This is a genomic window from Syntrophus buswellii, assembly GCF_046097065.1.
Taxonomy (GTDB): domain Bacteria; phylum Desulfobacterota; class Syntrophia; order Syntrophales; family Syntrophaceae; genus Syntrophus; species Syntrophus buswellii.
Map to the genome: position 1 here is coordinate 1,063,088 of NZ_CP175563.1, position 25,449 is coordinate 1,088,536.

Below are 25,449 nucleotides of genomic sequence, written 5' to 3' on the forward strand. Positions count from 1 at the left end.
ATGATCCTGGATCTCTTTACGTCAAAACGCCGCGAGCCGGCCGAGTGCATCATCCGTGTGGGGAGCGCGGGTCTTGAGATTCCCGACCTTTATCCCTTTCTTACGGAGGTGACGGTGGATGCCGGCCGGGCCGAGCCGGCGGTGGCGGTGATCACCTTCGAAAGCCGCCGCGACGAAGAGGGGAAGTGGCTCGTCCAGGACGACGGGCGTCTGGCCCCCTGGGAGCCCATCGTTCTCGAAGCGGCCTTCGGCAGCGCCACCGAGGAGGTCATGCGGGGGTACATCCGGGAGGTTCGGGCCGACTACCCGGAAGACGCCGGGAGCGCCCGGGTGACGGTGGAGTGCAGGGATGACTCCCTGGCCCTGGACCGGGAGCATGTCCGGATGGTCTGGGGAGGGGACGCCCCCACGACCGACCAGGTGATCGTTCCCGCGATTCTCGGCAAGTACGGCCTCTCTCCGGACCCGGCCAACGACAGCGGCCAGACGGGTCTCGTCATCAACCAGGACGGGACGGACATCGAGTTTCTCCGGCGGCGGGCCGAGGCCAACGGCTACGACCTCATCTTCCGGGAGGGGATGGCCTATTTCGGTCCCATGCGTCTTGACGCGGAACCCCAGGCGACGATCATGGTGTACGCCGGCGAAGATACCAGCGCCTACCGCTTTTCGGTCCGCGACGACGGCCATCAGGCCGACCGCGTTTCCTTTGACCGGGCCGAGACCGCAGGGAGCGGAACCGTCTCCGAGACGGTGGATCCGGATCTGCCGCTTCTTGGGAACGAGGCGGCCACGGGGGCCGGCAGCGGCCTTCCGGACTTCGCCTGGCGCATGAGCCGCCAGGGGGAGATGAGTGAAGACGAATGGCGGGCCCGGGCCCAGCGCCGGGCCAACGACCTCTCCCTCCGGGTGAAGGGGGAGGGGGAACTGGACGGTTCTCTTTACGGCCATGTGCTCCGGGTGGGGGAGCCCGTCGGGGTGGACGGTGTGGGGGAACGGTACGGCGGCATCTGGTTCGTGGATACCGTCAGGCACCGTTTCAGCACCGAAGGCTACCGTCAGAGCTTCAACCTGCTGCGCAATGCCTATGGCGACAACCTGGGGAGCGGCGCCGGCGGACTGCTGGCCGGCGTTTTGGGGGGATAGATGGAAGACCTGCTTCTGGAACTGGCGCGGCAGTACCGAAACCGCTACTACGGCAAGTACCGGGGGTTTGTGACCGACAACGACGATCCGGAGAAACGGGGGCGGCTTCGCCTTCTGGTGCCGTCGGTTCTCGGCGAGACCCCGACCGGTTGGGCGCTTCCGAGCCTGCCCTTCGGCGGCCTAGCCGACCAGGGACTCTTCGTGGTTCCCGAGGTGGATGCCCAGGTCTGGGTGGAGTTTGAGGCGGGAAACGTGGACCTTCCCATCTGGACCGGCACCTTCTGGCAGGCGGGCGGCGACCCGCCGGCGGAGGCCGACAAATCACCCCCGACGACCCGGTTGCTGAAGACCCCGTCGGGACATGTCCTCCAATTCGACGACGAATCCGGCAAGGAGAAGTTCCGCCTTGCCCACCCGGCCGGAACCGAGATGACCGTGGATGAAAAAGGGACGGTCATCGTGGCCGACGCCAAGGGGAACACCCTGACACTTGACGCCGATGCCGGCCAGGTGATCGTGGAGGACGCCAACGGCAATTCCATCACCCTGTCGTCCAGTGGCGCCACCATCGAGGACGCCAACGGCAACAAGGTAGAGATGGCCGCCTCGGGAATCACCGTCAAGGGTCAGCAGGTGGTGGTGGAGGGGCAGATGGTGATGCTGGCGGGACAGGGAGGAGAGCCGATCATCAAGGGACAGAGCTTCCTCACCCTTTTCGCCACTCACGTCCATCCGAGTGCCATGGGTCCCACGGGCCCGCCGATTCCCCAGGGAGAGATGAGTACGCTGTCCATGAAGGTAAAAACAAGTTAGGAGCATCTCTGATGAACCGAATGGCCGATCCCCCCTATATGTCCTTTCCGCTTCGCATCGGAGACCACGGAGCCGTCGTGGCAGACCGCCGGTCCCATGTGCGGCAGCAGATCGAGCAGGTTCTCTTCACAAACCCGAACGAGCGGATCTTCCGCCCGGAATTCGGGGCCGGGCTTAAGCAACTCGTCTTCGAGCCCAACGCCTCGGTCCTCTGGGAGATCACCCGCAAACGGATCTCCTCGTCCCTTGGCGAAGCCCTCCGGGGAGAGGTCGACCCCAAGAGCCTGGAGGTGGTGGTGAGGGGGGAAGGGGAGAAACTCCTGATTACCGTGTCCTACACCCTGGCCGCCATCGGCCACGGGGAGCGGCACGAATTCCTGGTGTGAGGCCATGGCCGAGAATCCGAAGAGCATACTGACCTTTGAAGGCTACTGCCCCGACTGCGCCGAGCGGCGGGTAGAGTTTCCCCAGCCCCTTCCCGGCCCGGGGGACGACTTTGACTGGCTCGCGCGGGACTACGACAGCTTCCGCCGCCTCATGCTCGAAGAACTGGCGGGACGCTTCCCGGAGAGAACGCGCTGGACCGCGGGAGATCTGGAAGTGGTCCTCGTGGAGGTTCTGGCTGCGGTCCTTGACCAGCTTTCGGACATGGCCGACCGGGTGGCGACGGAGGCGTATCTGGAGACGGCGAGGCGCCCCGAATCGGTGCGGAGGCTCCTCTCACTCATCGGCTACGATGCGGCCACGGCCGCCGGCCTGGAGGACGATCCCCCCGCGACTCCGGGCGGCAAGACCCGCTGTGAAAAGCTCGATGAGCTCTGGCGCCGAAATTCTCATCTTATGGACCCGGCCCGCCTCGAAGGGCCTCGATCTATCCACACCCAGCGGCGGATGGTGACCGTGGCCGATTATGCCGACCGGCTTGCCGATCACCCCCTCGTTCTGCGGGCCAGCGCCTGGAGCGCCTGGACCGGATCGTGGCCCACGGTCCGCATTGCCACGGTCCTCTGGAGCGACCATCTCCTCGACGAAGAGGGACTCTCCTATCCAGACGACCTGCGGGGACGGGTTGAAGCGTTTCACCAGGAGCGCCGGATCTGGCAGCCGGCCTGGGGAAGCGATCCCCCCACCATCCGGACCATCCTCCATCCCTATCTGGAGGCATGGCGCATGGCGGGCCAGGAGGTGGTGCTGGAGGATGCGGTGCCGGTGGCGATCAAGATGTTCATCTCCATCCGGGTGCGGGAGAACTACTTCCAGTCCGAAGTCCGCAACGCCGTCCGCCAGGCCCTCGGCACCGGTCCGGGAGGATTCTTTGAACCGGGGCGCCTCGGCTTCGGGCAAGATCTCTTCGCCAGCGACGTCTTCCAGACCCTCATGTCCCTGGACGGGGTCGAAAACGTCTGCCTCAACCGCTTCAAGCGGCTCGGCGATCAGTACCCGGACCAGACCGACACGGGACGCATTCCCCTCGAAGGGCTCGAAATCGCCGTCTGCGTCAACGATCCGGGCCGACCCGAGATGGGCTACATCAACCTTACACTGACCGGAGGGCGCCGAGGATGAGTAACGGAACCGACCTCACCCGATGGAACCGCGCCGGCCTGAACCGCTTCAGATACGTGGACGGCAATGCCGTCACCTTCCTGGAGCTGCTTCGGGCTGAGCTTGCAAGCCGCTTTCCCGACTGGCAGGAGGTTAAAGCCCTTCCTTCCACGGAAACGGAAGTCGAGCGCCAGGAGCGGATGCTGGAGCAGTATCATTCTCCGCGCCGGGACTGGGCCTGGGAAATCGTCCGGGTTCTGGCCCGCGCCTCTCATGTCCTGACCGAGCACCTGGACGCTTACGCCAACGAGGGGTTTCTGGGCACCGCTACCCAGTGGGACACGGTGCGGCGGCTGGTGGAGATGATCGACTACCACCCGGCCCCGCCGGCCTCGGCCTCCACCCGGCTCGTTATCGACGCAAAGGAGGCGGGAACCCTTCCGGCGGGCTTCGCCGCGAAGCATACCCCTGCCGACGGGAGTGCCCCGGTGGTCTTCGAGACCCTGGAGGAACTGAAGGTGGACCCGCTGCTCAACAGTCTCCGTCCCGCTGAATACAACCGGAACCCGGAGCGTCTCGAGGGCGAACTCCTCCTGCTGGAAGGGGAGGTGGAGGACCTCAAAACGGGTGAACCCCTGGTCCTAGAGGACACGGAGAGTAAAATTCTCCGGGCCTACCTTATCGTGGGGACCCGGCTTGTCGAAGGAAATACCGAGGTGCGTGTTTCTCCCCGGCTCTCCCAACGGCTCCGGAAGGGGTACACCCTCATCCACGCCAGGCCGGCCGAGAGGCTTGTCCCCATCGGCCCTGCCGCCAAGGGGGCCGAGTTGGAGCGGGTTCTGCGCCTCACCGAAGAACCGGAGGGGCTCCTCCCCGGAATGGTCATCTATCTCGGCGATGGGGCCGAAGACCTCTACCGCCGGGTTTTTTCCGTGCGGGGGAAGCGGCTCGTCCTTGACGCCGATGTGGGCCCCCTGCGCCTCGACACGGCCCGGATCGGCTATCCGGTCACCCTGTCGGTGATCGCCCAGGAGGAGCGTCCCGTGGACAACCCGGACGCCGTCATCTACGCCCTCCGGGTGGCCGGGGACTGGTCGCGGCTCGCCGACCGGCGGGTCGCCCAGGAGACCGTCGCCGTCATCAACAAGAAGAAGCACAAGCATCTCCCCTTCTATTCGGTAACGGCGGCCCGCTACCACCTGGTCGACAGCGAGGATCCCCGCGGGGGATATACCATCCTGACCCTTTCGTGGAACAAGAGCGACCATCCCTTCCCCCTGAACAACCCCCAGACACTCCTGGCGCCTCCGGCGGGGGCCGGGCCATGGAGAACCGACACCTACCTGGAGAAGAAGGATGGGCACCTCCCGGCCTCCGTCATTACGGGGAAGCCGAAAAAGACCACGGCCGGCGACCTGGCAGTGGTCGTCATGGGGCGCCAGACCGCCTGGGCGCGGCTCGCCTCGGTGAGTGTCGACCTGGAGCGGGAGGAGGCGACACTCACGGCGGAAGGGACATGGAAAGACCGGGGAGGCGGGGATTTCTTCCTCGCGGAGACGAGGGTTTACGCCCACTTCAAGGACGAGCTCCGCATCGTTTCCTGGCGGGAGAACACTCAGCCCCTCTCTGGAGCCCGCATCCCCCTTTCAGAGGTGCCAATGGCCCTGGAGAAGGGGCGTGTCCTTATGGTGGAGCGAACCGACAGCCCTGCATCCGCTTTCTTTACGAAGGTGACGAAGATGGAGGGGAAAACTCTGGTTCTGGCACAGGACCTGTCTGCCGGTTTTTCCCGGGGAAACACAATCGTCTCGGGAAACGTGGTCCTGTCAGGCCACGGGGAGAGCAAAGGGGAAAAGGTCCTGGGCAGCGGTGACGCCACTCGATCGAGCCAATCCTTCGTCCTCGCCGAGGCAGGGGTATCCTTCGTGGCCGATTCAACGCAGCCTGCCGGGGTGAGGGCCGCCATCAGCCTTTCCGTGGCCGGGCGGGTCTGGGAGCAGGTTGGGAACTTTGCCTCTTCAGGACCCAGCGACCACCATTACACGGTCCGCATGACGGAAGCGGGGCATCTCCTGTTCGCTTTCGGAGATGGAGTGCGGGGCCGCCGCCTGCCCACCGGCACGAACAACGTGCGCCTCACCTTCCGCTCCGGGACGGGACTGGGGGGGAATCTCCCCGCCGGAAGCCCCTTCAAACCAGCCAAACCCCACCGCTTGGTGGAAAAGGTGTGCCAGCCCCTTCCCGCCACCGGCGGAAATGACCGGGAAGGTGTGGAGTCCCTGCGGGAAAATGCCCCGGCAACGCTCCTTACCCTGGAGCGGGCCGTCTCCCTCGACGATTTCGCCTGGCTGGCCATGGCCCAGAGCAGCGTCTGGCAGGCCCGGGCCTTCTGTCGTCCCACGGGACTCGGTCGAAGCGACAAGGTGGAGGTGGTCGTGGTTCCCGCGGGGGGCGGGGAACTGGGGCCCCTCGCCGAGGCCCTTACCGGCTTCCTCACGGCCCACGCCGTGCCGGAGGTGGAGGTGACGGTGCTGCCCTTCGAATCCCGCACCTTTGATCTGGAGCTGCTCCTGACCGTGAATGCCGTCGCCTACAATCCCGATACGGTGGCTGCCGCCGTGAAAAGCGCCGTCCAGGACGCCTTTTCCCTCCGGAAACGGAAACTTGGGCAGGATCTCTTCCTGAGCGAGGTTTACCAGGTGGCGGAAGGGGTGACGGGCGTGGAACACTCGGTCGCAATCATCAATGATGACAGGACGGCCAGGCGGGTGGCTTCCGGCGACCGGGAGGTCCTTACACTGGACAAACTCGTGGTCACGGTTGCAAGCGAGTCTGCAGCCACCCCCTCTCTGTGAGCGGCTACCGGGACGGGGAACGCGCGGAAAGCGAAATTTCGCAACCCGAGGACCGTCTTGGATGAGGAGTCTCCGCCGCATTCGGCCCGGCGGGAGGTCTTGAGCGAGGTGAAAGAACAGGAGACGACGATATGGCCACGGACAAACTGACAACTGCCATCGGCAAGCAGCTCTACCGCGTCCTCCCCGAGGTCTACCGGACCCGAGACGGCGAAGAGACCGGAGGACAGGAGGATCTGGCGCGGTTTCTCGACGCCTGCGGAGAGCTCCTTGACCGGATCCGAGCCAGCCTGGACCAGCGGCTGGCCGACTCTTTTCCCGACAACCCGCCGGCGGGGACCGCATGCCAGCCCTGGCTGATCCCCTACTTTGCCCAGCTGTTGGATGTACGCCTCGTCTCACCGGACGAAAAGGGACGGCGCGACGAGGTGGCCAATGCCGTGGCGTGGCGCCAGCGGAAGGGGACTCTCACGGTCATCGAACAGATCGCCGAAGCGGTGGGGCAGATGGAGGCGGAGGTCGGGGAGGGGTGGCGGCGGACCGCCGCCACTCCCCGCATCGGCATGCCGCGGCTTCCGGCCGGGGCGTTGGGGGAAGAACCCGCCTTTGATGATTTTCAGCGGCATCCCCTCTGGGCAGCCCGGCATCCCGACCTCCCAACGGCCACGCCGGATTTGCGCTACCCAGCCCGGGCCATGGAAGTGGCCATGGCCGCCGGTGAATTTCCCTCAAACCCCGCCGCGAAGCTGACCACCTTTGCCGGAGTGCCTGTCTGGTGGCGCCAGGTAAATCCCCACGGTGCGCCCTGTTTCCCTGAGAGTTTCGACGACGTTTCCCGCCGCACCGTCGATCTCCGCACCCCCGACTGGCGGCAGGGGTACAGCCACCCCAAGCGGGTGATCCTCCATGCGCCGCCCCCCTTGGGCTTCTTCTCACCCGGGCTCTTCCCCGTCCATAAGGGAGATAGGACCCTTGACGAAAAAAAGGAGCATCTGTTGGAGGACCTCATCATAGACGGCACCCTAACGGTGAAAGCCGGGAGGGTGAGGCTCAGGCGGTGCGCGATCCGGGCCCTTGAAGTCGACGTCCCCGCCGCGACTATGGACGAGCCGGTGGTGGATGCGCTGGAGTGCCTCTTTGAAAAGATGGATGTGCAGGGCCTGGCCCGCCTCGAATACTGCACCGTGCTGGGCAACTGCAAAACCGGCAGGCTCCAGGCCAGCGATTGCCTCTTCGCCGGGGAACTGGAGCTGGATCCCGGACTGGTGAAATATCCCCACTGCATCCGCTTCTCCCGGATTCCGCCGGGAGTCTTGACAACGCTCCTGACCCACCGCAACACCACCGAGAAGCCGGTTTTCCATGCCTTCGAGTTCGACGAGGGAGGGGAGGTCGTCCGCCGAACCGCCCGGTTCGGAGAGCCGGGATGCGCCGTTCTCCATCCCGCCACCCCGGAGGCGGTCCGTTTCGGGGCCGAGGACGGCGGTGAAATGGGAGCCCACCACGGATGGCGTTACAGCCTCCTTCTGGCGGCGGTACTGGACAAACTGAAGGAGTTCCTCCCGGTGGGGATGGAGGCGGTCATCGTGCCGGATCTCCGATTGCACCGGCTCCCGTTTCCGCCATGCGACACGAATTGATTTCCATACTTCAGGAGTAACCCATGAAAACGCAAATCTCACGCGACAGTTTCCAGCCGGACAAACGCTACTCCGGCATCCATCAGCAGCAGGGACGGATGATCACCGACTCCGACTGGAACGAACTGGTGGCCATCTGCCGGGAACAACTCACCCAGGCCCTCGTCGATGTGGTCGGCAACGGCTCGCCCCGAACCGGCGCCGTGTCCATCACGGGCGACCGGAAGATCCAGCCCGGCGACCTGTACGTGAACGGCATCCGGGCGGAGATTCCAGGGGAAATACCCCTGGCGGCCAGCGACCAGCCTGACCTTCCGGGCTACCCCGCACTGCCCGCCACGGGGATTTACACCGTCTATGCCGATGTCTGGGACCGGACCGTCACCTCCCTGGAGGACAATCGGCTGCGGGACCCGGGGCTCCATGGGGCCGACACCTGCACCCGAACCCAGACCATGCTGCAGGTTAAGATCTGCCGCGAGAAGATCGATCCGGAGACGGGGATTCCCCGGCGGGGGAATGCCACCCTCTCGTTGACCCTCCACACGAACCTGGAGTCGGGCGACCCCTGCGACCCCTGTGCCGGCCTCATCTCCGCGGGAAAAGGGCGGATCGGCAACTATCTCTTCCGGCTGGAGGTCCATGCCGTGGAGGGGGCCGCCGCAAATCCCACCCGGCTCATCCTCAAGTGGTCCAGTGAAAACGGGGCCGAGCAATACGAAACCCTGGCCGTGGAGAAGATGCCTCCGGGCTTCGTTTCATCAAAATATGCCTATGAGTTTCACGACCTCACCACGGAAAAGCATCTGGGGCTCTTCCTGGGCCCAGACTTCGCGCCGACCCGCGGCGTCATCAAGACCGCTTACGAGCTTCCCACAACTTCCCCCAGGGACTTCGTCCGCCGCTGGGACGGCTTCTGCGAGTTGACGTACACAGGCGCCGTCTGGTCGCTCGAAACCGGTGTCGATCGGGGAATTGCGCTGACCACGGAGGGTTCTTCCAGTGCCCCGGGCCACGTCACCCTGGGTTCGAGTATCCAGATCAACCTGGAGGCCCTGCAACTTTCCCTCGACCTTTCCGGGAAAACCTTTCTTGCCGGTGACTTCTGGCTCGCCCCGGTCCGAGAGGCGGTTCTCGATCCGGGCGATGCCGTGCTGACCGGCTCCGAACCTCAGGGCATCGTCCACCACTACCTCCGCCTGGCCCGCGTCATGGATGGCAAGGTGGCCCCCTTCGACAACGACGCCGACAAGCGGCGGCACCGCTTTCCCCCCCTCACGGACCTCTCTGCCCACGACGTGGGATACCAGACCACCTGCGCCAGCGGCCTCTTCGATGCCACCCACGACAACGTGGAGAAGGCCCTGAACCGCCTCTGCCAGCTGGCCGCCGAGCATATCGCCTATACCGCCACCTGCGCAAAGGGCCTCTACGCCGGTTTCTCCGGCACCGTGAAGCAGGCCCTCGACATGATCTGCGAGATCCAGGCCTCCCAGATTGGCTTCGCCAAACCCTGCAACACGAGCATCTACCAGGGGACCGCCATCGCCACGGTGGAAGACGCCCTGAAACTCCTCTGCAATGTCACGGCGGGGCAGATCGGATTCGCCAAACCGTGCAACACAAGCATCTACCAGGGGAAGACGCTCGATACCGTGGAGGATGCCCTGAATCTCCTCTGCGATATCCAGGCGGGACAGATTTCGTACAGGCCGGGCGGTTCCTGCACCTTTCTCAACCAGCCTGGAATCGACACGGTCCAGGAGGCCCTGGACACCCTCTGTGCCCGTCCCGCCGGCGGAGGCTGCCGGATGACCGTGGGCCCGGAAGGCGGGCTCTTTGCCTCCCTGGAGGATGCCCTCGAGATTCTCCTTGAAAAAGAGGAGCGGCGGGATATCTGTCTCTGTCTCCTGCCGGGGGAGCATGAATTTACCGGCAGGCTGATCGAGCCGAAGCACGAGGGCGTCAACCTGTGCCTGACCGGGTGTGGCCGCGGCACGCAGCTCTATCTGGTGAAGGAACCGGCTCACTTCAGGGGATTTGCGTCGGTATGCCTCTCGGATATGGCGGTGGTTACGCGCGAATCGCCGGTCGGGGCCTTTCTCTTCGACCGCTGCCGTGACATCTCCCTGAAAGGGATGGCGGTCTACGGGGTCGTCGCGGACGACTTTCTGGTGGGAGTCCGCAATGCCCGGACCGTCACGATGCATGGCTTGGAGCTGGAGGCATCGGGATCGAACAGTCTGGAGGTCCCCGCCAAGCTGTTTGATCTCAATAACGCCCTCTTTGACCTCTATCAGGTTGCCGACCGGACCTTCTTCGATCGGAAGGCGGCCGTGGTGGCTCAGGTTGTCGCCGATCTTCCCCAGCAGGATCGCCGAACCCTGGCCGAAGGCATCAGCGGGCGGGTGAGGGTGATGGAGACCCTTTCAGACCGGGAACGTCAGAGCTATGTGGAGCTGGTTGCTCTTCTGCGCCAGACCAGCGTGGCTCCGGCGGAGATGGAGGGCGTGCTCGGGAAGATTCGACTGGAGGCTGTCCGGGAGAATCCCGCTGTTGCTCTGGGCATTGCCGATGCACGATCCGACTGGAACATCGGTGACTGCGATATCCTCGGCATCGTTACCCTCTACGGTTTTCAAACCGCAGGACCGCTTCCGGCGGATTTGACGAAAAACCTGGAACATCTGGTGAAGGAAGGACGGGTGAGCTTTGGAGGTCTCGGAACAACATTCCGGGCCACCGGCTGCCGCTTGACCCGGATGGACGTCAGCACAGTCATACAGAAACGGCTTGCGGACATCATCGAAAAGCAGGGTGGGACCCTCCCCGCCCTTTTCTCCTCCGCCATCCTGGGCGACCTGACCCTCCTGCGCGAGGACAACCAGATGACGTTCCTGAACACGAGCCTCTCTTCGTCGGTTTTCGAGGTGAGTTCCGCCCGCGCCGCCGTGGTGGTGGGAAACTCGACCATCTACGTCGGCAATCGCGGGGAAGGGGAAGCGGCCATTCTGGACATTACGCCCCAGGGGCGCTCTGAACGGGCCGCCAACCTGGGGCTGATTATTACGGGGTAACTCTCTTCCTTGTTTTTTAACCCCGGAGGCGAATGCCGGGGACCATGTCAACGTCTTCCTGAGTGGTGCAGAGAAGAAAGGAGACCGGCGATGCAGGGTCGCATTCACAAGGCGATCAGACGGGCTGTTCCGGTGCAGACATTCATTTCCCCAGCCTCGCCGGATCCTCCGGATACCGCCAATCCTGCCCGCGTGCGGAAGGCTTTGCGCGGGGAGGGCCTGCAATCGCAGCTCCATGTGGGCCCCGCTGACGACATCTTCGAGCGTGAGGCGGACGAAGTGGCGGAGGCCGTTTTGCGAATGCCCGACGAAAACCGGATGGACCCCGGTACTGCTGATCAGAAGCAGGAACATCGGCAATCGAACGGGTTCCCAGCCCCTCGCCCGTCTGTTCTCCGCCGAAAGTCGCCCCCGCCGCCGGGGCCTGCGGAAGAACAGCCCTATTACAGCGATCTGCGGGAAGATGTCCGCAGGGACCTGAGCGGGCGTTCATCTGCGCCAGGCGCTGAACTGCGCAAGAAATTGCTCGAAATCGTGGAGGCCATCGAAGCTGCCGATGCGCAGGGGAAAAGCCGGAAGGATCTTGCCGAAATCGCAAAAGCGGTGAGGGAATTCGTTTCTGCCATGGCAGGCTTCAAACCCGAATTTCGTCTGGCCGAATGGTCGCAGGAGGGTTTCGACTACACCACCGCCAGGTACCAGCTCGTGCTTTCTCCTTCCTTGGCGGAGCATATCGCAGCGCGGCTTGCGCTTCTCGGCCTCGCCGGCCAGGCCGACGAGATGCGGGTCTTTGCGAAACGGACAGGTGTCGGCCGGTGGCCCCTGGAGGAGCAATCCGGCTACTACGAGGTGATCACGTCCACCGCCGCCGAGAGCATCGATCTGAGCAGCGCGGCGGCCCTAACCGCATCGTCCGACCGGATTTTCAAGGCGCTCGCCCTCGTCATGCAGGGGATTTCAAAACTCAACCTGGAGGAAGCCGGGGCTGACCTCCAGAAAATGCGTTCCATTTTTTCGTCGGCGGATGAGGGCTCGCTGGGATTCTTCTCCATCGGCCTGTACCTTGAAGCGCTCGTCGTGCATTTGAAGCGGCTGCACACCGCATTGCAGCAAATCCTTCAGAAAAGGATGGACGATGCCATCTCCGAGGTGCAGACCACCGGCACATCGGCCGCGTTGGACAAGGCTGAGGCGCTCCTCAAGGACATCCAGGTCCAGGCGCTGACGGACATCCGCGGCGCGGGGAAAGCCTCTTTGTTCGTGGGAGCGCTCGCGCCGGAGGTGACGCGTTCGACCTTCAGGAAAAAAGGAGGGACTCACGAGGAGTTTTTCGGCGCCGGCAAGGGGCCCCGGGTGAAGATCGAGTACTACGATGTCCGACAGGAAACGGGAAAGGAAAAGCAGTTGACGCTGCAGCGGATCTGCCAGATCCGCCAGGACCAGATCAAGTTCGTCCGGGAGATCTACGGGCTGGAGACCCGGGAACCGAAGGCGAAACGGGAAGGAGAGGAAAATAAGGCGCTTCTTGCCCAGGCGCTGGGAGGTGAGAAATTCCGCCTCGACAGCATCGACGATTGGAGAAAGTTCCTTGCGGCGAAGTACGACCGGATGGTCGGTCAACAGAAGCTCTCCGCTTCTGAAGCTTTCCTGCGAATCCTCGATCTGCTCTCCCGCTATCTGAAGGCTTTCACGATCTCCACCCCATTCAATATTGATGATTATGGCCGGAATCTGCTGACGGCGCCGCTGCCGCGGGCCCTGACGGGTCAGATCATCCATGACTGCGGCGTCTACGCACTCAGGATTGTGTATATGCTTTCCCTCATCAGCGAACGCCTCCGCCTGAAAATCCGGTTCGTGTTTTTTCCTGATCATGTGGGATTAATCCTGGCAGGGGACAGCGTTCCCACCGTCATTGCCCATAACAACGAGATCACGCCCCTGCCTGAGAGCGCACAGCTGAAGTCGCTTGCCGCTGAGACTCGCACGGCATTCTTCCGGGAGGACTACGTAACCCTGGACGAACTTAAAAAACTCTGGGATTCGAAGACACGGGACGACCGCATTCCGGGGCCCAAAGACTACGATCAATTCATCCTCGAGCTGGCCGGAAGCTATTTTCTTTCCCACGTCACCATGCCCGGCGCCGCGAAAGACATTCCTGCCTCGGCCTATGCCGAAGCCAAGGGCGAGGCCGGAATCAAAGGAGCGTTGTGGCGGCAATACCGGGCTTTGCTGTCCAGAGAACTCTTCAGTGCCGAAACGAAGAAATCCTCCAGCGACATTTACCAGCTTCATCTGCAGTATTTGAAAATGCTGGAGGACTACAAGGCCTTCCACAATTCCATTCTGCTTCCCTTCTGGAACGTCGCGGCACACAAGCTCTGGCAGGAATACAGGGAAAGGCTGCTCAGCCCTGAAGCCCCGAACAGCGCCGCCTACAGGCAATCGGCAAAGGACTATCGAGAGAAGCTCCTGGCGCTGGCAAGCCCGGTCGAGGAAGCCTACCAGCGGCTCTTGAGCATCAAGAAAGAGATGGGAGATCTTTTGTCAACACACAGACCGAGTCCCGTGGCATCGAAACGGATCGTTCAGGGTGGGCGCTCCTCGCTGCTTTTTGAGTATTACTGGCGGCAAGACCTCATCAAGCATTTGAAAAATCTGGATCAGGGAAGGGATATCAGGCCGCCCTTTTCTTCCAGGGAAGGATTTCTGATCCCCATGGATTGAAATCTGAGTGAGGGACAGAGATGAAAAAATTTGCCGATAAAACAAGGTGTCCAAGCGGTACCGTCCGGCCATGGCACCCCCCGGACCCGTCTTCGTGCAGCCAAGTGAGCAGAAATCGTCAGGCGATCCGGCAGGTGCTTCGAGAATCGAACATCCAACCGAAACTCGCAGTCGGGTCTGAGGATGATGTCCAGGAGAGGGAGGCGGACCGGGTGGCGGAGCTGATCATGCGCATGCCGGATCCCCTGGTTCAGACCGGATCAACCGGACAGACGTCAAAAGGTCCTCCGTGCGGGGAAGATGCGGAAGCTCCCGAAAAGCCGGAAGGGGTCACTCCGTGGATTTCGTGCAAGGCTGAAGGCGCGGAAGTCGGTTCTGATATCGAGTCCGGCATGAATGCCCTGAAAGGTGGCGGGCAACCCTTATCGAGTTCGGCCCGTTCATTTTTCGAGCCGCGATTTGGATATGACTTCGGCGGGGTGCGGGTGCACAGGGATGCGCGAGGTGCTGAACTGTGCCGATCCATCGGCGCAAGGGCTTTCACTCTCGGCAGGAACATCTGTTTTGCCGAGGATCGCGACTCTAACGAGACCTCCTCAGGCAAACGGCTTCTTGCTCATGAGCTGACACATGTTGTTCAACAACATGGCGGATCGACTCCTCGTTTTGAAAACAGGGGCCTTCCCGTAATATCGTCCCGTGGGACATCAGGCAACAGGCAACCGGAAAGCGATGCGCCCGTGACCGTGCAACGCGCCTGCGGCTACAGGGCGATTGGCCCGAAACCGAGCCACTGCAATCTGGTTACGAAGTCCCCGGCCGGCACACGTTATTTGTTTCGACGCGGGTGCGACGACTTCGATGTCGGGCAAAGAGACCGACTGAACAGGGTTGCCAGATCGCTGCCTGTCGGTGCGACGGTTGATATCCTGGGCATGGCAAGCTCCGATGGCAGGCCCGATTTCAACGAAAGCCTTGCCTGTCACCGGGCCGACGCCGCGCTGGGTGTTTTTGTGGCTGCGGGAAAGGCGAGCCAGGTTGCTCTGGTGGAAGCCACCGGTGCGGTGCCGGGGACAGACAATGATGTCAATTTCCGCGCCGTGGATATCGCTATTCATCTTCCAGGACCACCACCGCCACCGGAACCGCAGACGCCGGAACCTGTTCCGCCTCCACCTTCTATCCCCGTCCCCAGTTGTCCCTGCCCGGCAGCCACCCCCTCCTGTCCCTCCAGCTACTGTGGGGCGATATCCCGTCCCCTGGCAATCGCTATGCGCGCCGCACAGGCAAATGCGCTGATAGGCGTCATTACGGCACTCGGCGGAATTGAGGTTGGGGTCATTTACAGTCAGTTTGTCTGGGGCGGCCGGGCCGGTTTATTGACTCTGTCACCGACACTGAGGGCCGAATTCGCGAACATATGCCAGACAGAGGTAGCCACCCATCACATTATGAACGCAATCGTAAACGCGATCTGGGGGCGCTATCCGTCATCGACTGTCGCTCATAGAATACCCTTGAGTGCTCTTGCGGCGACAGCTGTTGCGGACATCGACACGCCTGGAAACCCCCATGAGCTGGTTTATTGCGGGGCGGGAAATGCGCCTGGCCTGCTTGCCGGGGGTGTGGGAAAGACCCAGCTGACAACCAGGGTGGGAGCGATTCCGTCTCACATAAATGATGCACGCATTGCGACGGGCTATGTTGATGTGAGCAGGACCACCCTGCCTGGTGGTGGAATTCGATTGGAATTTACTCCAACACTCCGGATCGAAATAATAGATACCGTTGATTTTTGTCCGGGAAACTGTGGAGACCCGGCGGCGCAGGTAGCGACGGTTCCATTCTCCATATGGGAGGCCTCGGGAATCTCCGGTGATGTTCCTTTCACGACTCAATTTGACGCTCCGCGAAGTCAATTGCGGAAGATTGTCCTGGAATCGGCCGGAGGAACCGACCGATGGAGTCTTGAGCCCCCGTAGAGGATTGATAAACAGGAAGATTTCTCTGACTTTGCCGCCCCGGCCTCTGCACCTTCCGGGTGATGCACCACGAACACGGCGCGATGTTGCGCACCCTTTCGCAATGCATCCGGATTTTCCCGTCAAGATGAACGGGACATTTCTATCGGGGGGCTGGTGACGGTTCCGGGACCTGGATTGGGCCGTCTTGAAAGGGATGTGCGGTCCGCAGACAGAAGAGAATCCATGGCAGGGGAAGAACTATGAAAACATTTTCCGAAAATTTGCATAGGCATCATGGCGCGGTTCGAAGGACTCGACAGGCGTGCGAACCCTTCTGGAGCCCTCCTTGTACAGGCCGGCTGGAAATCCGGCAGATTCTCCGCAGGCCGGAGATGGGGAACAGGCTGGTGGTCGGGGCAACCCGGGACGTCTTCGAACGGGAGGCCGATCGAGTCGCTGATGAAATGATGCGAATACCCCCCGGGGCGGCTCTCTCGGGGCCGATCATCCATGATGACGTCGCTGTCCGGGCGATGCCGGCTGGGGAGACCGAACCGTTCGACGGCGAGCTTCCCGAGGAGGAAGAGGAACAGCTCGTCAGTCTCAAGGCGGAGGAGGGAGGGGAAGTCCCTCTATCCGACGAACTGACGGACCGGGTGCGCTCCCTGGAGGGGGGCGGGGATCCCCTCGGCGAAGGGGAACGGGCTTTTTTCGAGCCCCGCTTCGGTGCCGACTTCAGCCAGGTGCGGGTCCACACGGGTTCCGCAGCTGGAGAAACGGCCCGGCTGCTTAATGCCCAGGCCTTTACCCTGGGGGCCGACATCGCTTTCGGAGCGGGGCGATACTCCCCCGGTACGGAAGAAGGGAGACGGCTCCTGGCCCACGAGCTTACCCATGTGGTCCAGCAGGGCGGGTCAACGGCGTCCCGGGACCTGGTTGCCATGATGCAGGACTCTTCTGCGGCACAGACATTATACAGGCAAGTTCCGCCACCGGAAGCAGCACCGGCACCGCCGGCGACGGTAACCATCAATATCAACAGGCAGTTTGAAACGGAACAGTCTACTCAAGGCGAGCTTCAGGTTGGTACTCAGACCCTTCGGGCGCTGGAACTGCCGGACCGCGAAAATGCCAGCACCAACGACAGTGCCACTGCAGGCAGGATCCCAGCGGGTACGTACCAGGCGCATGTAAGAACCGACGGCCCTCTTGGGTGGAGACTCGAACTTGAAGGGGTTCCAGGAAGAGGCAACATTCAGATCCATGCTGGGAACACTCCTGAGGACACCACGGGATGCATTTTGCCCGGAACGACGGAGGGCGTGGATCGTGTAAACAACAGCAGGGATGCCAGAGATATCATTCGACAGGAAGTAGAGAACGCCGGCCCCGGTGCGAGAATAGAAGTCAACATCACTGATCCGCCGGCGACAGAAACAACGCCGTGATGATCTTTCAGTTTATTCCTGCATCCTTCCAAGCGGCTCGTCGGCGATGCTTGCATTTTCGGCCGTCATGGTGCTATCTTCCCCACGGCTCGATCCAGACAGGTTGAAACCCCCGCTTGGGTCGCCGGTGAACAATCCCTCATCCAAAAAGGCAAATAGCCTGTCTGGCCAATCAGTAAGGGCCAGGCTCATGATGCGATGCCGCAGCCCTGCGAGAAAAAAGGATGCAGAAAGAGAACCGGACGCTTGTCATCTACGTCGTCATCTTTTTCCTGGCCCTCGTGATCTCGGGAATATCCCCGAGGGACAGGTTGACCTGGCTCCTGGAAATCCTGCCGGCCGTGATCGCTTTTGGCATCCTGGCCGTCACATATCGAAAATTCCGGTTCACACATCTCATTTATTTTCTTCTCCTGGTACATTCCCTGGTTCTCATGATCGGCGGACACTGGACCTACGCCGAAGTCCCCTGGTTCAACTGGCTGAGAGACATGGGAATCTTCGGCCGGAACAATTATGACAAGATCGGGCATTTCATGCAGGGCTTCGTTCCGGTTCTCGTTGCCAGGGAAGTCCTGATCCGGAACTCGGTTGTCAACGGGAGGGCATGGACCAATTTTCTTTCTGTTTCAGTCGTCCTGGCGGCGAGTGCGGTCTATGAATTCGTTGAATGGTGGGTTTCACTGTCGAGTGGCAGCAAGGGGGACGCCTTTCTGGGAACCCAGGGCTATGTCTGGGACACGCAGTCCGATATGTTTCTTTGCCTCGTCGGTGCGGGAGCGGCCATACTCGCCCTGGCCGATCTGCACGATAAAATGATGAAGCGGTGATGCAAAAAATCTGTACGGAAAACGGAGACAGCACCTCCGAAGTCCTCGGGTGACCGGGACATTCGGCAAAGGGCGGGTATCATCTCGGCCTTATGAACAGCGTATGTAAGCTGCGCCCCACTGTGCCCCTTCTGTCGAATGCGACGGTGGTCGTTTGGCCGCTTCCATCGTCTCCAATGGCTGTCCGTGCCTCCATTCCAAACCACGGCCCTTCCGGCGGGCGAAGGATTCCCACCGTCATATCCACCGGGACGTAGGTCCATTGGTCGAAATCGAGCTCCGCGCTGATGCCGTTAGCGGAATCAATCATCAGGACAAGAGCTTCCAGCCCGTCAACTTCCTGGTCCTCAATCAAAGGGATTCGCGGTCGAGTCCAGACCGTCGCAGGGCCCAGCGCATCAAATCCTCCCTTGGAAAATCTCCACTCCAGGGCCTCAACATAGGGGAAATTGCCGAACATGGAATAGAGGTCATGGGCCTGAGCCTCGGGGAGTAACGGCACGCTATAGGCATCCGGTGTGGCCATGGTCAGGCCGACCTCGGAAAAGACGCGCCATGCGTGGGCGATCAGGTACGTCTTGCCCCCTGACCGGTACTCTCCCCTGAGAAGATCGATTCTTCTGCCGCCCCGAACAACCTCCACCGTGATCTCACAGGGCGTTACCGGAACCGCGTTCAATATTTCAATCGTGATCCTGATGATTCTGAAAGGACACGCTGCGGGGTGTATCCGCAGGGCGTGCGTCAACAGTGACGATGGCGGTCCTCCATGCTGAAAATCCGGAGACCAGGGGCCCTGGGTGGCGACAGTGGGTTCAAATTCTCCTTCGGACAGCTGCTTGTAAAATGCGGTCGGCAATTCCGTCATCCTCTCCCCCTTGATCCTCCCGAACGGCCTGATTCCCGGAAGCTCTGTCGTTCGGTTTCCGGGAACTCTTCCGTGATCAATCGTCATTTTACATCATCGTTTCCTTTCATCAATGGAAATGTTCCGGATTCAAGGGGCTGCGATACTTATTCTGGCAAATCCGGACGATAAGATGATAAAGGGGGCAGACAAAACATTTCTTCATTCCGGGTCCGGGGAGGGGTTGTACTCATGGAGCTTTTTCATACCTTTATTGGCTGGCTGAACGGTTATCTCTGGGGGCCGCCCATGCTGGTGCTGCTCTTCGGCACCCACCTGTTTCTGACGTACCGGTTGCGCTTTCTCCAGCGCCACATCGGCAGAGCCATCAAGCTGTCCTTCAGCAGGGACCGGAAGGGGGCCGGTGATGTCAGCCAGTTTGGAGCCCTGTCCACGGCCCTGGCGGCGACCATAGGGACGGGAAACATCGTGGGCGTCGCCACGGCGATTGCCCTGGGAGGCCCCGGGGCGGTCCTGTGGATGTGGCTGACAGGGCTGTTCGGCATTGCCACCAAGTATTCGGAAGCCCTTCTGGCGGTGAAGTACCGGGTGAAAACTTCCGACGGCAGCATGCTGGGGGGGCCGATGTACGCCCTGGAGAACGGGTTGAACATGAAATGGCTGGCGGTGGTGTTCTGCGTCTTTACCGCCCTGGCCGCCTTCGGCATCGGCAACATGGTCCAGGCCAATTCCATTGCCTCCCTTGCAAAGGAAACGATGAACGTGCCCCCCGCCGTATCGGGCCTGGCCATGGCGGCCATCACGGCCATGGTCATTCTCGGCGGCATTACCTCCATCGCCCGGGTGTGTATGCTGCTGGTACCGTTTATGGCGGTTTTCTACATTCTCGGCTGCGTGGTCATCCTGGTGATCAACGCGTCCTACCTGGGGCAGGCTGTGTCCTTGATTTTTCATCATGCCTTTGCGGCCAAGGCGGCGGGCGGCGGGTTTGCCGGGGCGACGGTGATGATGGCCGCGCGCTACGGCATTGCCCGGGGGCTTTTCTCCAATGAATCCGGTCTGGGTTCGGCGCCCATCGTGGCGGCTGCGGCGCAGACCCGCAATCCGGTCCGCCAGGCGCTGGTTTCCGCCACGGGGACCTTCTGGGACACCGTCGTGGTCTGCGCCTTGACGGGGCTGGTCGTGGTAAGCAGCATTGTCCGCATGCCGGCGGGCATGGAGGGCTTAAACGGCGCCAGCCTGACGAAGGCGGCCTTCGCTCTTATCCCCGTGGCCGGTCCCATGATCCTGATGGGCGGGCTGCTGACGTTTGTCTTTTCAACAATCCTGGGCTGGTCTTATTACGGTGAAAAGGCGGTGGAATATCTCTTCGGCAAAATCGGTGTGCGGCCTTATCGCTGCCTCTGGGTGATCGCCGTGTTTTTGGGGTCCGTGTCCACCGTACCGCTGGTATGGGATCTGGCCGATGCGATGAACGCCCTGATGGCGATTCCGAACCTGGTTTCACTTTTCCTCCTGAACGGCGTCATCGTAGCTGAGACCCGCAGGTATCTCTGGGAAAATCGTCTGGATGATTATGCGCCGGAGGCGATCATGGAGCTGGACAGGCCGGATGGACCTCTGCCGGCCGAACGTGATCCCTTGCCGGAACCGGTGCGGAAGCCGTGGGATGATGCTCCCTGAGGAAAATAATGCCGGGTCGCCCGTTCGGGCCGCTGGATATCCGGAGGAGTGAAATAATAATTCTATAATTATCCTGAATGGTTGTGTTTGCGGATGACGGCCGGAACGCATGGCAGGTATTTTGCTATTTATGGGTCAAAATACAGCAGTCCGGAGGTTATCCATGATTCCACAAATGATCCTTTCGATTCTTATTTCCATTGCCCTCTTCTTCGCGGCCTTTCATCTTGAGCTGGAAACCGTGGGAATCGCCTCCAACCTCAGCGCCCTGGGAATTGTCTGCCTGGGAACGCTTGCCGCCACTCTGCTCGCCTATCCCTGGAGAAGGCTGCTGTGGACCGCCATGCTCCTGAAAAAGGCCTTTTCATCGGGAAGTGAGAACGATTGGACGCGCAATACCATTGTGACCCTGGCCCGCACCTATCAGAAAAGGGGGATTCGAGCCCTGGAGCAGATGGGCGATCGTCTTCCCGAGGGCTATCTGAAAACAGCCGTGGGATACATCAGCTACCGGTATTCCAGAGCAGAGGTTGAGCAGATCCTGAAGAAGGAGGCCCAGATCCTGTACAGCCAGTATGAAGCCTCCGACAAGATGGTCTGCAGCATGGCGCGGCTTGCCCCGGCGCTTGGACTGACGGGGACGATCGTCAGCCTGATCCGCACCTTCGGGCACATCGCCGATGCGCATAACCTGGTCGGGTACATGGCCATTGCCCTTCTCAGCACCTTCTACGGTGTCGTCCTGGCTAACCTCTGCCTGCTTCCCTTGTCCAACAGGCTCCGGGAATTCATGGATCAGGAGGCGGCCCGTCTCGACCTGATCCAGGAGGGCATCCTGGATCTTTACGACATGGAAAATCCCGTCGCCATCAAGTATAAACTGGAGTCCCTTTCCTCTTCGTCCCAAGGCGTTCTGCAATCCGCCCCCATTTTCTCCCGGCCCGAGATGGTTGTTCTGAGAGCCCCTGAAATCCAGGTGGCCGGCGCCTCGTCATGAGGACCGCCCGGGCTGGCGCCCCGCCGCGGAGGGATGGAAGCGAACCGCTGCCCCTGAAGAGAACGACCCTGAAACCCCTCGGTTCCGACTACCGTGGGGAGACGAACAGGGGGACCGATATCTGGCTGATTACGCTCAGCGATCTGCTTTTGCTTCTCGTGATTTTTTTTGTGATTCTTTTCAGCATGGAACTTCAGAAGCGCGTTCCGAAGCTTTCCCCCGGACCGGAAACCAGCGGGATGCGGAGCGGAAGCGACACGGCGGCCGACACGGTTCCATCCCGGCACGGACGGTCAGAGTCTCTTGAAAAGGAGCTGGCCGCCCTGCTGAACCGGGAGCAACGCCAGCGTGACGTATCCGTAAAGCGGGAAGCCGACCTGGTCACGCTGACCTTTCCCGAGGAAATTGTCTTTGATCCGGGATATGCCCGACTGAAGTCCTCGAGCCGGGCGACGCTGGAAACGGTGGCCTCTTTCGTACAGGAGCGGCCGGATCTTGTGCTGGAGGTACAGGGTCACACAGACGATCAGCCGATCCGCAACACCCGCTATCCTTCCAATTGGGAACTCTCCGTCGATCGGGCCACCCAGGTGGCCAGGGCGCTCATCGGCCTGGGGGTTGCTCCATCCCGTCTGTCCGTGAAGGGCTTTGGCGAGTATCGTCCCCTTTATGCCAATAATCGGGATGAGAATCGCCTGAAAAACCGCCGCGTGGAGATCCAGTTTATCCTGCCGACGACAAATTCCCGCTGAAGCATCGTTAATCCCGGACCATGGTGATCGCCTTTTTCGGGCATTCGTTGGCGCAGATGCCGCAGCCTTTGCAGAATTCCAGGTCAATCTCAAGATCCTCATCGATGACGGAATCGGGGCAGTACAGCGCGCAGATGCCGCACCGATTGCATTTCCCCTCGTCCCGGACCGGCTTGAAGACCCGCCAGGCGCCGGTCTTTCCGGCAGCCCCCTGTTTCGGCCTGCTTATGGCTAGGCGCTGACGATCCCGGCTCATGGGCTCATCTCCCGATAGGCCGCTTCCGCAGCCCGGATATTGCGCGGATCGGGGAACATCTCCCGGATCGCCTTTCTTGCCGAATCCAGGGAGACGACGCCCATTCGCGCAAGAGCCCCCAGCAGCGGCGTGTTCAAAATCAGGTAACCGGCGACAACGAGACGTTCCCTGTGGGCGATTTGGGTCAGATCGGCATGGCTGGAGGAAAACCCCGGAAAAATTTTCCCCTCGCTGCTGTTGATCAAAATTTTTCCGCCCTTTTTTAATTTCTGGAAGACATCGACGGTCTCCAAAAGGCCCTTGTCGAGGATCACGACGAGATCGGGGTTCTGGATGTGGCTGTAGATCCTGACGGGGAAATCGTCTATCCGGACGAAGGAAATGACCGGGGCTCCGCGGCGCTGGGGGCTGTAAAACACGCAGGCGGTCGCATACTTCCCGTCATGGATCGCGGCCAGGGCAACAAGCCGTGAGGCCGTTACCCCGCCCTGACCGCCTCTGGAATGAATGCGGATCTCAAACATGGCCGTTCACCCCGAACCAGTCTTCCCGGCCGATGCAGCGCCTGCGGACAAAACCGGCGATGTCTTCATAGGACACTTCCTGCCCGCCGAGACCGGCGATGACGCTGTAAACCTCTCTTTTTATCCGGGAGCGGACGGATGTGGCGAGAACGCCTCCAAACCCGAAGGAGTAACTGCGGTCGATGACGACAACCTCCCTGCCGGCGAGATTCAATTCCGGGAAGGGGCGCAGCCAGCGCAGGCGCATCGAACCGGCCTTGATCCCTTCTACGCGGAGCAGATCCACGGCGATCTCGGCCTCCTTCCCCAGCGTCCCCATGGCCATCACGACCACCTCGGCGTCGCTGCAGAGATAATCCTCCGTAAAGCCGTAGCTCCGGCCGAAGCGGCGGGAAAAGTCCTCCTGGACGGATTGGATGACGTTGACCGAGTCGCGCATGGAGCGCTCGATGTCCCAGCGGAATTTGAAATACGATTCGGGGCCGGTCAGAACCCCGTAGCCGGCTGGGTCCCGGGTGTCTATGGCATGGGGGAGATGCAGGGGGGCGATAAAATCTCCCACCTCCACCGTTTCCAGCAGCTGAAAAATATGGCTCAAGGCGAATCCGTCGAGATTGACCATGACGGGAAGAAGGACATCCTCGTGCTCGGCGATTGGAAAAGCCATCAGAACGGCATCGTAGGCCTCCTGCACGGAGCCCGCATAGACCTGAAGCCAGCCGGTGTCCCGTTCCTGAAGCGCATCGGTATGGTCCGCCCAGATGTTCCATCCCGGAGCTACGGCGCGGTTTACATTGGCCATGACAATGGGAAGCCGCGAACCTGCAGCCCAGTTTGTCATTTCATGCATGTACAGGAGGCCCTGGGAGCTGGTGGCCGTAAAGGTCCGGACGCCCGTGAGGCTCGCGCCGATGCACGCCGCCATGGCGGAATGCTCGCTTTCCACGGAGATGAAACGGCTGTTCAGCGTTCCTGAAGACACCGCCTTGGCGATCTGTTCGATGATGGCCGTCTGGGGTGTGATCGGGTAGGCGGCGATCACCGCCGGCCGGGCCTGTTGGACGGCTTCGGCGACGGCCTTGTTTCCCGTTGCGATGGTCTTCATCCTTTCGCCTCCTCGGAAGCCAGCTTCAGCAGGTTCTCTGAGATATGCCGCTTAAGCGCTTCAATGTCGGCCCCGTCCATCCCTTCAAACCGGCCTTGCGGGGACAGGTACTCTTCCAGGGGCGCCGGATTCTTCAAGGCTGTTTTGGATGGTGCCGAGAGGGACAGCTTTCCATGCCGGCGTTCATAGAGGACCCACATCCCTGTTTTCACCGCCAGCTTTCCCATCTCAACGGATTTTTCAGGGGGGAAGCGCCAGCCGGGAGGGCAGGGGGCGAGGACGTGAATAAAGGAGGGGCCCCGGAACGTGAGGGCATTTCGGACTTTCTGGAAGAGATCCCGGGGATAGGCGGGGCAGGCGGTGGCCATGAAGGGCGGGTCGTGGGCCGCGACAATCGCATCGATGTCCTTCTTTTGATGTCTTTTGCCCATGGGTGTCGTGGTTGTGCGGGCTCCGAGGGGGGTTCCGCCGGACCGTTGCATGCCGGTATTCCCGTACGCCTCGTTATCATAGCAGATGTAAAGGAAATCGGTGCCCCGTTCGAAGGCCCCGGACAGGGACTGGATGCCGATGTCGAGGGTCCCGCCGTCCCCGGCGTAGACGATGACATGGGTTTTTCTGCCCAGGGCGCGCAACGCCTCCGACATGCCGGAGGCGCAGGCGGCGGCAGCGGCGAAGGCGATGTTCACTACGGGAAGATTGAAGGCCGTGTACGGGTAGGCCCCCTGGATCACGCTCGTGCAGCATGCAGGTACGACCAGGACCGTGTCGGGCCCCGCCGCCTTGAGCACGTAACGCAGGGTCAGCGAATCGCTGCATCCCGCGCAGGCGGCGGTGCATTTCAGCAGGTATTCCTCTTCGGGGATTTTCACGGCGAAATCCCTCCTCTGCCTACAAAAGGGGTGCGAAAGATCTTTTTCGCTCAGGTCCCGTTGCCCATGGGCGTTCAAAACCGAATTTAAAAAAGGGGGTCAAAATGCCTGCTTGAAGATTTCATGCGCTTCATCGTCGAAATCGGCGCTTTCAATTTTATTTTCGTGGAATTCCTTCAGCATGTCGTCAACGGAATAGTACTTTCTTGAAAGGGGATTGTTCTTGCCGAACATAACGTTGAAGTGATCTGTATCGTAAGTGATTTTCACGTAATCTTTCATTTCTCGTGTCAAATTCAATTTCATTTTTATGCTCCCATCACGTTTCTTTTTCTGTAGTATAT

20 protein-coding genes are annotated in these 25,449 nt (G+C 61.2%); 14 read left to right on the top strand and 6 right to left on the bottom strand.

The window, feature by feature from the left end:
• From ACJ77P_RS04830 to ACJ77P_RS04880, 11 genes are all read left to right on the top strand, one after another.
• The gene (locus tag ACJ77P_RS04830; RefSeq protein WP_408999139.1) at positions 1-1,146 is read left to right on the top strand and encodes a phage late control D family protein; all 1,146 of its coding nucleotides are present in this window, start codon (positions 1-3) and stop codon (positions 1,144-1,146) included.
• A complete protein-coding gene (locus tag ACJ77P_RS04835) occupies positions 1,147-1,959 on the top strand; it encodes a phage baseplate assembly protein V (protein WP_408999140.1) in 813 nt (270 codons plus the stop codon).
• An 11-nt stretch (positions 1,960-1,970) separates the two neighbouring features.
• Positions 1,971-2,345, top strand: coding sequence for a GPW/gp25 family protein (locus tag ACJ77P_RS04840; protein ID WP_367361240.1), 375 nt, complete (start codon positions 1,971-1,973; stop codon positions 2,343-2,345).
• A gap of 4 nt (positions 2,346-2,349) precedes the next feature.
• Positions 2,350-3,525 carry a hypothetical protein gene (locus ACJ77P_RS04845; RefSeq protein ID WP_367361241.1) on the top strand — a complete coding sequence of 392 codons (1,176 nt, stop codon included), beginning with the start codon at positions 2,350-2,352 and terminating at the stop codon, positions 3,523-3,525.
• Positions 3,522-6,359 carry a hypothetical protein gene (locus tag ACJ77P_RS04850; RefSeq protein WP_408999141.1) on the top strand — a complete coding sequence of 946 codons (2,838 nt, stop codon included), beginning with the start codon at positions 3,522-3,524 and terminating at the stop codon, positions 6,357-6,359. Before ACJ77P_RS04845 ends, ACJ77P_RS04850 begins: the two co-directional genes overlap by 4 nt.
• A 131-nt stretch (positions 6,360-6,490) precedes the next feature.
• Positions 6,491-7,999 (top strand): phage tail protein, encoded by a 1,509-nt coding sequence (locus tag ACJ77P_RS04855; protein WP_408999142.1) that lies wholly within the window; start codon positions 6,491-6,493, stop codon positions 7,997-7,999.
• Positions 8,000-8,022: 23 nt separating this feature from the next.
• Positions 8,023-11,076, top strand: a complete 3,054-nt coding sequence (locus ACJ77P_RS04860) for a DUF6519 domain-containing protein (RefSeq protein WP_408999143.1) — start codon at positions 8,023-8,025, stop codon at positions 11,074-11,076.
• A 90-nt stretch (positions 11,077-11,166) separates the two neighbouring features.
• Positions 11,167-13,806, top strand: a complete 2,640-nt coding sequence (locus ACJ77P_RS04865; RefSeq protein ID WP_408999144.1) for a hypothetical protein — start codon at positions 11,167-11,169, stop codon at positions 13,804-13,806.
• A 104-nt stretch (positions 13,807-13,910) separates the two neighbouring features.
• Positions 13,911-15,788, top strand: coding sequence for a DUF4157 domain-containing protein (locus tag ACJ77P_RS04870; RefSeq protein WP_408999145.1), 1,878 nt, complete (start codon positions 13,911-13,913; stop codon positions 15,786-15,788).
• 374 nt (positions 15,789-16,162) lie between these two features.
• Positions 16,163-17,218: a DUF5675 family protein gene (locus ACJ77P_RS04875; protein ID WP_367361247.1), complete on the top strand. Its 1,056-nt coding sequence runs from the start codon at positions 16,163-16,165 to the stop codon at positions 17,216-17,218.
• A gap of 224 nt (positions 17,219-17,442) precedes the next feature.
• Positions 17,443-18,048, top strand: a complete 606-nt coding sequence (locus tag ACJ77P_RS04880; RefSeq protein WP_367361248.1) for a DUF2238 domain-containing protein — start codon at positions 17,443-17,445, stop codon at positions 18,046-18,048.
• A gap of 79 nt (positions 18,049-18,127) precedes the next feature.
• On the opposite strand, the gene ACJ77P_RS04885 is transcribed toward ACJ77P_RS04880, so the two are convergent.
• Positions 18,128-18,916 carry a thioesterase family protein gene (locus ACJ77P_RS04885; RefSeq protein WP_408999146.1) on the bottom strand — a complete coding sequence of 263 codons (789 nt, stop codon included), beginning with the start codon at positions 18,914-18,916 and terminating at the stop codon, positions 18,128-18,130.
• A gap of 231 nt (positions 18,917-19,147) precedes the next feature.
• Here ACJ77P_RS04885 and ACJ77P_RS04890 point away from each other — a divergent pair, with 231 nt between their 5' ends.
• The 3 genes from ACJ77P_RS04890 to ACJ77P_RS04900 all read left to right on the top strand — a co-directional run bounded on the left by ACJ77P_RS04890 (position 19,148) and on the right by ACJ77P_RS04900 (position 22,348).
• Positions 19,148-20,599 (top strand): sodium:alanine symporter family protein, encoded by a 1,452-nt coding sequence (locus ACJ77P_RS04890; RefSeq protein WP_367361250.1) that lies wholly within the window; start codon positions 19,148-19,150, stop codon positions 20,597-20,599.
• 163 nt (positions 20,600-20,762) lie between these two features.
• Positions 20,763-21,596 (top strand): motility protein A, encoded by an 834-nt coding sequence (locus ACJ77P_RS04895; RefSeq protein ID WP_367361251.1) that lies wholly within the window; start codon positions 20,763-20,765, stop codon positions 21,594-21,596.
• Positions 21,593-22,348: an OmpA family protein gene (locus ACJ77P_RS04900; RefSeq protein ID WP_367361252.1), complete on the top strand. Its 756-nt coding sequence runs from the start codon at positions 21,593-21,595 to the stop codon at positions 22,346-22,348. The genes ACJ77P_RS04895 and ACJ77P_RS04900 overlap by 4 nt, the downstream gene beginning before the upstream one ends.
• A 7-nt stretch (positions 22,349-22,355) precedes the next feature.
• Here the strand turns inward: ACJ77P_RS04900 and ACJ77P_RS04905 are convergent, their stop codons facing one another.
• The 5 genes from ACJ77P_RS04905 to ACJ77P_RS04925 all read right to left on the bottom strand — a co-directional run bounded on the left by ACJ77P_RS04905 (position 22,356) and on the right by ACJ77P_RS04925 (position 25,411).
• Complete coding sequence (locus ACJ77P_RS04905; RefSeq protein WP_408999147.1) at positions 22,356-22,604, bottom strand: 4Fe-4S binding protein; 249 nt, start codon at positions 22,602-22,604, stop codon at positions 22,356-22,358.
• Positions 22,601-23,128: a 2-oxoacid:acceptor oxidoreductase family protein gene (locus ACJ77P_RS04910; RefSeq protein WP_367361254.1), complete on the bottom strand. Its 528-nt coding sequence runs from the start codon at positions 23,126-23,128 to the stop codon at positions 22,601-22,603. Before ACJ77P_RS04910 ends, ACJ77P_RS04905 begins: the two co-directional genes overlap by 4 nt.
• On the bottom strand, positions 23,121-24,233 hold the full coding sequence (gene porA, locus ACJ77P_RS04915; RefSeq protein ID WP_408999148.1) for a pyruvate ferredoxin oxidoreductase: 1,113 nt from the start codon (positions 24,231-24,233) through the stop codon (positions 23,121-23,123). The genes ACJ77P_RS04910 and porA overlap by 8 nt, the downstream gene beginning before the upstream one ends.
• Entirely contained in the window at positions 24,230-25,105 is an 876-nt protein-coding gene (locus ACJ77P_RS04920) for a thiamine pyrophosphate-dependent enzyme (protein WP_408999149.1), read from the bottom strand. Before ACJ77P_RS04920 ends, porA begins: the two co-directional genes overlap by 4 nt.
• Before the next feature lie 99 nt (positions 25,106-25,204).
• On the bottom strand, positions 25,205-25,411 hold the full coding sequence (locus ACJ77P_RS04925) for a cytoplasmic protein (protein ID WP_367361257.1): 207 nt from the start codon (positions 25,409-25,411) through the stop codon (positions 25,205-25,207).
• Between the last annotated feature and the right edge of the window lie 38 nt (positions 25,412-25,449).